At 56.3% G+C, this 12,246-nt stretch carries 7 protein-coding genes; 4 read left to right on the top strand and 3 right to left on the bottom strand.

Annotated elements, in window-relative coordinates; genetic code table 11:
• Positions 1-86: 86 nt before the first annotated feature.
• The 3 genes from ACIPL2_RS27050 to ACIPL2_RS27040 form a co-directional block, all read right to left on the bottom strand.
• Positions 87-2,117 (bottom strand): pyridoxamine 5'-phosphate oxidase family protein, encoded by a 2,031-nt coding sequence (locus ACIPL2_RS27050; RefSeq protein WP_401361555.1) that lies wholly within the window; start codon positions 2,115-2,117, stop codon positions 87-89.
• Positions 2,118-2,180: 63 nt separating this feature from the next.
• Complete coding sequence (locus ACIPL2_RS27045) at positions 2,181-2,807, bottom strand: glutathione S-transferase family protein (protein WP_401361553.1); 627 nt, start codon at positions 2,805-2,807, stop codon at positions 2,181-2,183.
• 130 nt (positions 2,808-2,937) lie between these two features.
• The gene (locus tag ACIPL2_RS27040) at positions 2,938-3,840 is read right to left on the bottom strand and encodes a LysR family transcriptional regulator (RefSeq protein WP_401361551.1); all 903 of its coding nucleotides are present in this window, start codon (positions 3,838-3,840) and stop codon (positions 2,938-2,940) included.
• 322 nt (positions 3,841-4,162) lie between these two features.
• On the opposite strand from ACIPL2_RS27040, the gene ACIPL2_RS27035 reads away from it, so the two are divergent.
• From ACIPL2_RS27035 to ACIPL2_RS27020, 4 genes are all read left to right on the top strand, one after another.
• Complete coding sequence (locus ACIPL2_RS27035; RefSeq protein ID WP_401361549.1) at positions 4,163-4,945, top strand: SIR2 family NAD-dependent protein deacylase; 783 nt, start codon at positions 4,163-4,165, stop codon at positions 4,943-4,945.
• Positions 4,946-5,384: 439 nt separating this feature from the next.
• A complete protein-coding gene (locus ACIPL2_RS27030; RefSeq protein WP_401361547.1) occupies positions 5,385-7,364 on the top strand; it encodes an N-6 DNA methylase in 1,980 nt (659 codons plus the stop codon).
• The gene (locus ACIPL2_RS27025) at positions 7,361-8,818 is read left to right on the top strand and encodes a restriction endonuclease subunit S (RefSeq protein WP_401361545.1); all 1,458 of its coding nucleotides are present in this window, start codon (positions 7,361-7,363) and stop codon (positions 8,816-8,818) included. The genes ACIPL2_RS27030 and ACIPL2_RS27025 overlap by 4 nt, the downstream gene beginning before the upstream one ends.
• Positions 8,818-12,018: a type I restriction endonuclease subunit R gene (locus ACIPL2_RS27020; RefSeq protein ID WP_401361543.1), complete on the top strand. Its 3,201-nt coding sequence runs from the start codon at positions 8,818-8,820 to the stop codon at positions 12,016-12,018. Before ACIPL2_RS27025 ends, ACIPL2_RS27020 begins: the two co-directional genes overlap by 1 nt.
• Positions 12,019-12,246 lie beyond the last annotated feature (228 nt).

Below are 12,246 nucleotides of genomic sequence, written 5' to 3'. Positions count from 1 at the left end.
GTAGGAGCGAGGCTTGCCCGCGAAGAACGATAACGCGGTCTACCTTTTGGAAACCGCGGTGCCTGGTTCGCGGGCAAGCCTCGCTCCTACAAGTCGAGCACCAAGGGCTGCGACCCTTGTGCCGGAATCGCACAACATATCAGGACTTGGCCCTCATCCGGCACTTCCGCGGGGGGCTGTGGATAATTCACCTGGCCGCTGATCAAGCGGGTCTTGCAGGTCCCGCAGGAACCGCCACGGCAACTGAATTCCGGACGTAGCCCACGGCTTTCCGCCAACTCCAGCAAACTGCCGCCATCCGGTTGCCAACGCGCTTCTTTGGCCGAGCGCTGGAACACCACCGGGACGGATTTAGTAGCCGCCGGCGGTTGCTCGATGACCACCGCGTCGGGGTCCGGCCGACGACGCAAGGTCGACGGGCCAAAGGTTTCGGCGTGGATTCTGGCATCGCGGATGTCCAGTTCCCGCAGACTGTCGTATAGGCCTTGGGTAAAACTTCCCGGACCACAGAGAACAAAATCCAGTTGATCGTAGTCCTCTTCCTCAAGGATGCTCTGGAGCAATGGCGTGTCGATCCGTCCAGTCAGGTCGAAATCTTCACCTTCGCGCGCCTCGGCTTCCGGCTGACTGAGCAGGCGCAACACCCTGACTGCATCGCCGGCACCCTCGAGCAGCCGATCCAGCTCAGGACGAAACACCTGATCGGCCAACGTCCGCGAACTCTGGAAAAACCAGGTCGGCCGTATATGGCGAGTACGCAGGCCTTGATAAACCACCTCCCGCAGCATCGACAGCAGCGGCGTAATACCCACCCCGGCCGCCAGCAACACCAGCGGTCTCCGTTCATGCGGCGCCACGGTGAAATGCCCTTGCGGCGCACGAGCTTCCAAAAGATCGCCGACCTGAACCTGTTGATGCAGGTGCGAAGACACCCGCCCGTCACGCTTCACACTGATCCGGAAAAAATCATCGGACGGTGCACTCGACAGACTGTACGTGCGGATATGCACCTCGCCATCAATGGTGAAGCGCAAAGGCAAATGCTGCCCGGCCTGGAACACTGGCATCCCGGCACCATCGGTAGGCTCCAGGTAGATCGATCGGATGTTGTGGCTTTGCGCCTCGATCCGCACCACCCGCAACGGCCGCCAACTGTCGCCCAACGCCTGGGCTTGCAAACGGGCGTTAGCCTGAGCCCAGGTGCCCGTCAGCAAACTGGTGGGCGACACGCCGTCGAAGCGCCAGCGCAAAGCCAGGGCAGCGGGCCGACGCACCATGTGTTCCACGTGGAACGTCCACAGGCGCTCGGCGCCTTGAAACGCTTCGATCTGCGGGCCTTCAAGGATGACTTCGGTGCGACCGCTGAGGTGCAGCAGGTCGCCCGAATTGAAATCGATAAACAGCAAACCGGCCCGGGGATTAATCAGCAAGTTGCCCAAGGTGTTGAAAAACAGGTTGCCGGCGAAATCCGGAATGGTCAGGCGATTGCCTTCTACTTGGACGAAACCGGCTTGCCCACCACGGTGAGAAACGTCCACTGAACGTAGGCCATCGACGTCCACGTAACTGGCAACGAAGAAGGTATCGGCCCCGGCGATCATCGCTTTTGCCGCGTCATCCAGTTCGTTGAGGTGCTGTGCGATGCGCGTCGACGGATCCGCCAGCGACACCGAGCGGAACTGCCGCAACTGGATGTATTGCGGGCAATTACCGTAGGACTGTTCAACCGTCACCCCGAAGCCGTTCGCCGACACGGCGCCGACCCGACCATTGACGCGATTGCGTCGTCGCGTGTGCAGTTCGATCCCCAGCAGGCCGATCGCCGCGCCATCGGTCAATTGCGCGGGATCGTCGGCGCCCGGCACGCTGTGGAATTGCAACAAACCGGGCTCGGGCGAGTTAGCAAAACCCGGCGGCCCTTCAAGAATACTGGCCCAGGGATGACCGTCGGCATCGACCGCGCCGTACAGCATGAACGGCAATTGCTGATAGAACGTGCGGTGCTGGTCCGGCATTTCGCTGCGAACCACCCGACGCCCCAACGCTTCCATTCGCTCGGCCACACCCACGTGAGTCTGCAACTGTATCTCGCCAGCATGCCAAGGCGAACGGTCCATAATGGCTTCTCCCCTGCGCCATCGACGCAGTGTGAACGGCCCGACAGTGTCGGGCCGTAAGCATCAGGCAGTTTTTTGCAGGCCGGCGACAGTGCGCGGCATGCCGACAAAACCAGGCAGGGCTTCGATGCGTGCCAGCCACGCACGAATGTTCGCGTAGTCGTCCAGCGACACATTGCCTTCGGGCGCATGGGCGATGTAGCTGTACGCCGCGACATCGGCGATGGTCGGCTCGCTGCCTGTCAGGAAAGCCGACTTCGCCAGTTCCTGATCGATAATCTTGAGCAAGCCGTGGGAATAAGCGATCACCTCTTCAGCGTTGTACGACGCGCCAAATACCGTAATCAGTCGTGCCCTGGCGGGGCCAAAGGCAATCGGCCCAGCGGCAATCGACAACCAGCGCTGCACTTTGGCCGCACCGACCGGATCGGTAGGCAGCCAGCGACCGTTGCCGTATTTCTGCGCCAGATACACCAGGATCGCGTTGGAATCGGCCAGCACCACGCCTTGATCATCAATGGCCGGTACTTGACCGAACGGGTTCAGCGCCAGGTAGTCAGGCTGTTTGTGCGCGCCCTTGGCCAGATCGACAAAGACCAGCTCGGTCGGCAGTTGCAGCAGGGACAGCATCAACTCCACACGGTGAGCGTGGCCGGAACGTGGGAAGTTGTAGAGTTTGATGGCGTGCATAATCGACTCCGCTGGGTGTTGGCGCCGTTCAGGAGTGATCAGCACCGATAGCAGCCATCTTCCACTAACGTTGAAAACAACAGAATAACCAGCAAACGCAATCCATTATTTCATTCAGCGCAATTATCCTTTAACCGTGCAAGTCCGGGTGTTCACGCAGCGCCTTGACTGCAAAGTCGACAAAACTGCGAATCCGCACCGGGGCCTTGCGTCCGCCCTGGTACACCACATGGATGGGCAAGGGCGGCAATTCGAAGTCAGCCAGGACAATTTCCAGTTCACCGGTCGCGACCTTGCTGGCGACCTGATAAGACAACACTCGGGTATACCCCAGCCCCAGGCACGCGGCGGTAATGGCGGCTTGATTCGCCGTGACCACCAGCCGTGGTTCGGGACGGATGCTCAGCGGCTCTCCCGCTTCAAGGAATGGCCAGCTCCTCAGCTGACCGATAGCGGACGTCGCAATAATCGGTGCCCGCGCCAGCTCTTGCGGATGTCGAGGCCGACCCCGGGCAGCCAGAAACGCCGGCGAGCCACAAATCACCCGCCGCACTTCACCGACCCGAATCGCATGTTGATTACTATCGGGTAACTCGCCGATGCGCACGGCCACATCAATGCCCTCCTCGACCATGCTCACCACCCGGTCGACCAGCAGCGCGTTGATGCAGACTTCAGGAAACTGAGTCAGATAATTCACCATCACCGGCGTGACAAACAATTCACCGAACAATACCGGCGCTGTGATCGTCAGTTGCCCACGCGGGTGGGCGTGACTGCCCGCCGCCGAATCCTCGGCTTCCTGCACCTCAGAGAGAATCCGCCGACAGTCTTCGAGGTACCGCTGACCCGCCTCACTCAAATGCACACTGCGCGTGGTACGCGTGAGCAGCAGCGTGCCAATGCGCTTCTCCAGCGCTGCCACCGCCCGCGTGACACTGGCCGCCGACATGCCCAAACGCCGCGCCGCCGCCGCAAAGCCCTGGTCCTGGGCAACGGCGGCGAACACTTGCATCTCCTGGAATCGGTCCATGGGCGTGTCCTCAATTCAGATAAAAAAAATCGCAACCTCAAGGCTGCGATTTTTTAGGGTGTTCTCGAACAATATAGGTCAACACACGTTTCTAGTGAATCTGGGCCCTCAAGCACCATAAAATTCCCCGCAGGGAAAATAAACGCCAACACAAAGCCATGTCTTCACCTATACCTTTATCTCATTGTAAACAATAAAGGTCGATACAAGCCTAAGCCAAATGTCTCCTCAGCATTCTCAAAGCTGCTGGCCCATACTGGAAGACAAGCTCAGCGACAGCTCCTTAAAACGCAAAGCGGGAAGTTAGGAGAAGATTGGTCCCATGTCTTTCATAGAGCAAGCTGTAGAGGCACTACAGAAGGCCAAGAAGGTGGTCTTTTTCACTGGCGCTGGTATCTCCGCCGATAGCGGTATCCCTACGTACCGCGAAAAACTTTCTGGGATCTGGGCAGGATACGATCCGAGGGATTTAGAGACGGCCAAGGCCTTTCGGGAGAACCCAGCATTGGTATGGGGATGGTATCTGTGGCGGCGGCTCCGAGTCGCTCAAGCAGAGCCAAATGCCGCACATCTTGCGATGCCGCGCATGGCTAACTCACAGCGCCAGATTTCTGTTATCACCCAGAATATTGACGACCTCCATGAACGAGCAGGCTCGTTAAATGTGGTGCATTTGCATGGCAGTTTGGCAATGCCCAAGTGCTTCGCCTGCCATCGGCCCGCAGTTGCGCCACCAGATCAATCAGCAGTGTCGAATGAGGGCGCTCTGATCGAGCCTCCTAGGTGTCAGCGTTGTAACGGCAAAATGCGTCCTGCGGTGGTCTGGTACGGAGAGGATTTGCCGCCCCAGGCTTGGAAGGCCGCAGTCCAACTTGTGAAGGATTGCGATCTTCTGATCTCAGTGGGCACCTCTGGCATCGTCATGCCTGCCGCAGGCCTTCCTGACCTTGCGTTGGCGTCCGGAGCTTCGGTCATTCATGTGAACAAGGCTGACGTTGCAATGGGTGAACAGAGGGAGTTCATGCTGATGGGGGCTGCCGCCGAGATACTGCCGATGCTGCTCGAAAGGATAGAGACGGGTAAGTCCAGGGGGCTTGAGCTTTGAAGCTGCATTGCGAACACGCGTTTGTGGTCTGCCCATTAGACCACTACAGGCGTTAGAAAGGCGTGTTTGCAGGACGCTGACCGTTTTACGAATAAGGTTTATAGGGAATTATAGAGCGATTATAAAGCGATTCTGGCGTTGGCGCCGCCGCAGGATTACCCGTAGCACCGATATGTCATGACCTAATCTGCCCTTTCGTGAAATACCCACCCGAGGTGAGGTACTGACAGGATATTGTTCAATTTAGAATCGGCAGTTGGTCATTTCTGCCCAATGAAAAAAGAGAAAGGGCTCAGAAACCCAAAGGCCATCCAGCCTCCGCTCCTCAAGAACCTCGATTTAGGTTGACTGACCTCCTCAGGGCGTGAAGCGGGTGCTCCTGATAGAAACCCTCGGGTGTTAGACTTGCGCTTTTGCCCCTACTCCAAGGAACTGTCGCGTGAATACGGAAAATCATTCCCAGACGGCCGCCTTTCTCTGGTCGATTGCCGACCTGCTGCGTGGTGATTTCAAGCAGTCCCAGTACGGCCGCATCATCCTGCCATTCACCCTGCTGCGGCGCATGGAATGTGTACTGGCGCCGACCAAGGATGCCGTGATTCGCGAGTTCTACGCCCAGGAAGGCCGCCCGGACACCGTACGTGAAATGTATATGCTACGTGCAGCAGGTGGCCTGCAGTTCTTCAACGCTTCGCCACTGACCCTCGGCACTCTGTCCGATACCCAGACCTCGGCCGATTTGATGAGCTACGTGCAGTCCTTCAGCAAGGACGCTCGCGAGATATTCGAACACTTCCACTTTGAAGACTTTGTTCAGCAGCTAGCCAGCGCTAACCTGCTCTATCAGGTTGTACAACGGTTTGCTGCCACCGACCTGAGCCCCGAGCGCATCAGCAACTTCGGCATGGGCATCATCTTCGAAGAGCTGATCCGCAAGTTCGCCGAAAGCTCCAACGAAACTGCGGGTGAGCATTTCACCCCGCGCGATATCGTGCACCTCACCACTTCACTGGTGATCACCGATCAGGACCACAAACTCGCGCCTAACAGCATCGTCACAATCTATGACCCAACCGCGGGTACGGGTGGCTTCCTGTCCGAGGGTGATGAGTATATTCAGTCCATCAGCGAAAAGATCAGCGTTTCCCTGCACGGCCAGGAGCTGAATCCTGAATCCTATGCCATCTGCAAAGCGGATATGCTGATCAAGGGTCAGGACGTAACCAGCATCAAGCTCGGCAACACACTGTCCAACGACCAACTGGCTGGCAAGCACTTCGACTTTATGCTTAGCAACCCGCCGTTCGGCGTGGAATGGAAGAAGGTGCAAAAGCAAATCACCGACGAACACAGCCACAAGGGCTTCGACGGTCGCTTCGGCCCTGGCCTGCCACGGGTATCCGATGGCTCGTTGCTGTTCCTGCTGCACCTAGTCAGCAAGATGCGTGACCCGCGCGACGGTGGCTCCCGAATCGGCATTATCCTCAATGGTTCGCCGCTGTTCACAGGTGGAGCAGGCAGTGGTGAATCGGAGATCCGCCGCTATCTGCTGCAAAATGATCTGGTCGAGGCCATCATCGCCCTTCCTACCGACATGTTCTACAACACCGGAATCGCCACCTATGTATGGATACTTTCCAACCACAAGGCGAACGCGCGCAAGGGCAAGGTGCAACTGGTCGATGGCACGCAGCACTTCAGCAAGATGCGCAAGTCGTTGGGTAGTAAGCGTCAATACATTACCGATGAGCAAATCGACGAATTGGTGCGCCTCTACGGCAGCTTTGAAGAAAACCTGCAGAGCAAAATCTTCCCGATCGAAACCTTCGGTTATCGACGCATCAGTGTGGAGCGCCCGCTCCGATTGAATTTCCAGAGTAGCTCTCGGCGCATTGAGAAGGTTCTTGAAGAAAAGGTCATCTTGAAGCTGGATGATGAAGGCCGCGAGCTCCTACTGACAGCCCTTAGATCCTTGGATGGGAACCAAGTACACCGCAATCGTGAGCAGTTCGCCAAGCTGCTGAAAAAAGCATTTGCCAAGCATGGAGTGAGTCTCAGTGCGCTCGAGCGGAAAGCTGTGATGAACGCGCTCAGCGAACGCGATCCCGAGGCCGATATCTGTATGACCAAGGGGGAGCCAGAGGCTGATGCGGGGTTGCGCGACAACGAGAACGTGCCGCTGGGCGAGTCGATCTATGACTACTTCGAACGTAAAGTGAAGCCCCATGTACCTGACGCCTGGATCGATGAGAACAAGCGTGATGCCCAGGATGGTGAGATCGGTATTGTCGGTTTCGAAATTCCATTCAACCGGTACTTTTTTGTGTTCCAGCCGCCACGACCGTTGGATGAGATCGACCGTGACCTCAAAGCCTGCACGGATAGCATCATACAAATGATCGAGGCGCTGCCGGCATGAGTGCTCCAAATTCACACAGCAACTCAGCTATTTCCCAATGCAAAGCACCAAGCTATGCAAATGGTGAGCAGCCGACTGATCGAATGTCTACCGGAAAAGCAGCTGCTGCAGACGGAGCAGCACTAAATCCAGGCTCCGATAACGGTACAAGGGGCGCAATGGGTCAGCTCGCACCGTACCCGGAGTATAAGGACTCTGGGGTGGAGTGGTTAGGGGTGGTGCCGGAAGGCTGGGCTATAGGTACCTTCAAAAATATGGGGTGGATACGTAATGGGAGAGATCACAAGGAAGTAGAGAGTCCTGATGGCGAATATCCGGTAATTGGCTCCGGAGGTCAGTTTTCAACAGCTACTAAATATCTTTATGACGGTGAGTCGGTTCTGCTCGGGCGGAAAGGAACTATTGACAAGCCGCTGTATATAAATGGTCGCTTTTGGACTGTAGATACCATGTTTTACACAGAGGTATTTAAGGGGGTGTCCGCGAGGTTTCTCTATTATTGCGCGATGACAATTCCTTTTAAGTTTTACTCTACGAGCACTGCAGTTCCGAGTATGACGCAAGGTGATCTATTAAATCATCCTACAGCTATACCGCCGGAAATTGAGCAATACCAAATCGCCCGTTTCCTCGACTTCGAAACCGCCCGTATCGATTCGTTGATCGAGGAGCAGAGAAGACTGGTAGGGCTACTCAAGGAAAAACGCCAGACTGTGATCTCTCACGCAGTTACTAAAGGCCTTGACCCATCAGTGCCTATGAAAAATTCGGAGGTAAAGTGGCTTGGTGAAGTACCAGCACATTGGAAAGTTGTAAGATTGAAAAATATTTCCAGAATAGTTGATTGTAAAAATAGAACGCCAGAATACATGGATGATGGTAACTATTTAGTTGTGAGAACAACGAATGTAAAAAATAACAATCTGACTTTTGAAGGCGGTCTTTACACTGACCGTGACAATTTTAAAATATGGACAGAAAGAGGGGTTCCGCCTCCTGGCTCTATATTGTTTACTCGTGAGGCTCCGGCTGGTGAAATTTGTTTAGTTCCAGATGGGGTTCCTCTTTGTATGGGGCAGCGAATGATGAATATTATTCCGACTGATCATCTCGTGACGCCCTTCTTGTTTGATTTTCTAAGCTCTGACTGTTTAGTTAAATACATTGAATCAGAGTCTTCTGGAAGTACGGTTTCTCACTTAAGGGTGGAGCAGGTTTTTAATATTCCGCTGGCGATCCCACCTGCCAATGAGCGCGCCGAGATTGATAAGTTAGTTCGAGAGCTGAAGAAAAAATATGCAGTCCTCATTGATCAAGCGACGCAGAGTACTGAGTTTCTGAAAGAGCATCGATCTGCTCTAATCTTTGCCGCCGTTACAGGAAAAATCGACATTCGCGGCTGGCGGCCATCGCGCAGCGCTCCAATCTTCACAGCAGATGTAGAGGTCGTGTAATGGCTGACAGCAAGGAAGCACAGTTTCAGCAGGACATTATCAGTGCCATGACTGCGCAGGGCTGGCTAACGGGCCCGGCCAGCGGTTACGACCGACGCACGGCTCTGTATACCGAAGACCTACTTGCATACTTCAGAGACGCCTGGCCGGAGCGTTGGGACAAGTTCGCTAAGGCTAACCCGAATGCACCAGAAGACGTGCTGGTACAGAAGCTGGTGCGGGAATTGGAGCAGAGCGGCACCCTAGATGTGCTGCGCCATGGCTTCAAGCTGCCTGCAGTGAAGGTGGAGCTGTGCAGCTTCCAGTCCGACCACGGTATGAACCCCGATACCTTGAAGCGCTACCAGTGCAACCGCCTGCGCGTGGTACCTGAGGTGTCATACTCGCCGCATGCGCGTGAGGCTGACAGCAGTGGGCAGAGCTACAATCCACGGCTGGACTTGGTGCTGTTCGTTAACGGCATCCCCACCGCCACGCTGGAGCTGAAAAGCGAATTCAAGCAGTCCGTCGAGAACGCCAAGCGTCAGTACCGTGACGACCGCCCTGTGAAAGACCCGCTGACGCGCAAACCCGAGCCGCTGCTGACCTTCAAGCGGGGCGCGCTGGTGCATTTTGCCGTAGGGCAGAATGAAGTGGCGATGACAACCAAACTGGCGGGCAGGGACACCTACTTCCTGCCCTTTAACCTAGGCAGTGAGGAAGGCGGTGCTGGCAACCCAATGCCTGCCGACGATAGCCAGTACGCCACCGGCTACCTGTGGCAACGACTGTTACAGCCAGATGCCTGGCTCAAAGTGCTGGGGCGCTTTCTGCACCTGGACAAAAAAACCAGCGAAGGCTTCGACGGCACGCTGGCTACCAAGGAAACGATGATCTTCCCGCGTTACCACCAATGGGAAGTGGTCAACAAGCTGGTCAACACCACCCGCGCCGAAGGACCTGGCAAGCGCTATTTAATCCAGCACAGTGCCGGCTCGGGCAAGTCCAACTCCATCGCCTGGACTGCGCATCAACTGGCCTCACTGTACGACGGCGCCGGCCAGCGCCTATTCAACTCGGTGATTGTGGTCACCGACCGCACAGTGCTGGATAGCCAGTTGCAGAACACGATCTACCAGTTCGAGCACGCGCAAGGCGTGGTCAAACCAATCAGTCGTGATGTCGGTAACCAGAGCAAGTCCGAACAACTGGCTGAGGCGTTGGCTGAGCAGACCCGCATCATCATCGTCACCATCCAGACTTTCCCTGCGTTGTTCGATGCCCTAGACAAATACCCCAAACTGGCTAGCGGGCGTTATGCAGTAATCGCTGACGAGGCGCACTCCTCGCAGACCGGGTCGTCGGCCAGCAAACTGAAACAGATCCTGGGTAGCGATGCGCTGGATGCAGAAGAGGTAAGCGCTGAAGAACTGTTGGATGCCGCGGTGCAAGCGCGCCAACCGCATGAGCGCATCAGTTACTACGCCTTCACCGCCACACCCAAGGCCAAGACCCTGGAGCTGTTCGGTCGCCCTGCCGACCCCGCGCTGCCGGCCAGCTCCAGCAACAAGCCGGAGGCTTTTCATCTGTATTCCATGCGCCAGGCTATCGAGGAGGGTTTCATTCTCGACGTGCTGCGTAACTACACCACCTACAGCACGGCTTGGAAGATCGCCCACCCGGATGGCGAAGACGACGAGGTGGACAGTAAGAAGGCACGCATCAAGCTAGCGCGCTGGGTGCGCTTGCATCCATACAACATCAATCAAAAGGTTGAAGTGATCGTCGAGCACTTCCGCGCCAATATCCGCAATCTGCTCAATGGCCAGGCCAAGGCCATGGTGGTGACCAGCAGCCGCCAGGAAGCGGTGCGTTATCAGTTGGCAGTGAGAGCCTACGTACAGCAGATGGGTTACAACGATGTGCACCCGCTGGTGGCGTTCTCCGGCAGCGTGCTACCGGATGAGGTGATCCCCGAAGAGGTGACGGAAAGCAGCAGCCTGCTCAACCCCGGCCTGAATGGCCGCGACCTGGCAGTGGCGTTCGACACCCAAGACTTCAACGTGATGATCGCAGCCAACAAGTATCAGACCGGCTTCGATCAGCCCAAGCTGTGTGCCATGTACGTGGACAAGAAGCTGCAAGGCGTGGACTGCGTGCAGACCCTGTCGCGGCTGAACCGCACTTTCGGTGACAGCAAGGAAACCTTCATCCTCGACTTCTTCAACGAGCCGCAGGATATTCTCGACGCCTTCTTGCCGTACTACACCAAGGCCGAGCTGACTGATGTAACCGACCCGCAGATCATCTACGACCTGCAGAAGAAGTTGGATGCCGAGGGTATCTATCACTGGCAGGAGGTCGAGGCGTTCGCCATGGCCTTCTTCGATCCAAAGGCAGCGGCCAGCAAGCTCAGCTACTACTGCACCCCAGCCAAGGAGCGCTTTGCCAAGCGCTACGCCTTCTCGGTGGAGTCGCGTCAGCAGGCGCTGGACTTCAAACGCGCGGCCGAAGCTAACGGCGATAGTAGTGGCTTAAAAAAAGCCGAGCACGCGCTGAAAGAGGCCGGCGAGCAGATAGATCAACTCGACCTGTTCCGAAAGAATCTGCAGAGTTTCGTGCGCCTGTACGAGTTCCTCTCGCAGATTGTGCCCTACGAGGACCGCGAACTGGAGCAGCTCTGCGTGTACGCCAAGCATCTGCATCCGCTACTGCGCTTGGATCGACTTCAACAAGACGACGTGGACGTGGGAGAGCTGCAACTGAGCCACTACCGCTTGAGCAAGCGTTCCGAGCATCAGCTGCGCCTGAGCGAGGAGGAAGGCGAATACACCCTCAAGCCCGGCAGTGACGTGGGTAGCGGTAAGCCTCATGATCCGGAGAAGAAGCGCTTGTCGGAAATCATCGAGGCGCTGAACGATATCTTCGGTGCCGAGGTGAGCGATGACGACCAGCTACAGTTTCTCACCGGAATCGCCCAGCGCATCAGCCGCCAGGAAGATGTGATGGCCCAGGTGAACAACCACTCGGTGGATCAAGTAATGCACGGACTATTCCCCAAGCGCGTTCTGGATACCGTACTGGATGCAATGACCGACCACGAGAAGCTGTCGCTGGAAGTGCTGGATAACGAGACCAAGAGCCGTGCTTTTGCCTTGGTGATTTTGAAGATGCTGAAATCGGCAGCTGCCCTTGGTGAATCCGGCTTGCGCGATGCCTGAAACCATATAAATTGCACCAACGAAATACGCGCCGACATCTGTTTTTTGCCGATTTCTGCCTGTCGTTCCGTGCCGGTCGTCATTACAGCGTTTGCTGGTCAACTCGAATGCAAACGGTTGGTCAGCAAAGATGCAATTGACTTGGTCAGTGGCGATGCGAATGGGTGGTCAAATCCATGCAATTACGCAGCTCAGATACTTTGCAGTGTTAGCGCTGACAAAGGCACG

This window comes from Pseudomonas sp. NPDC086251 (assembly GCF_044746405.1).
Classification (GTDB): Bacteria; Pseudomonadota; Gammaproteobacteria; order Pseudomonadales; family Pseudomonadaceae; genus Aquipseudomonas.
Note: the sequence above shows the minus strand (reverse complement) of the source record. Positions and strands in the feature narration are given on the sequence as shown.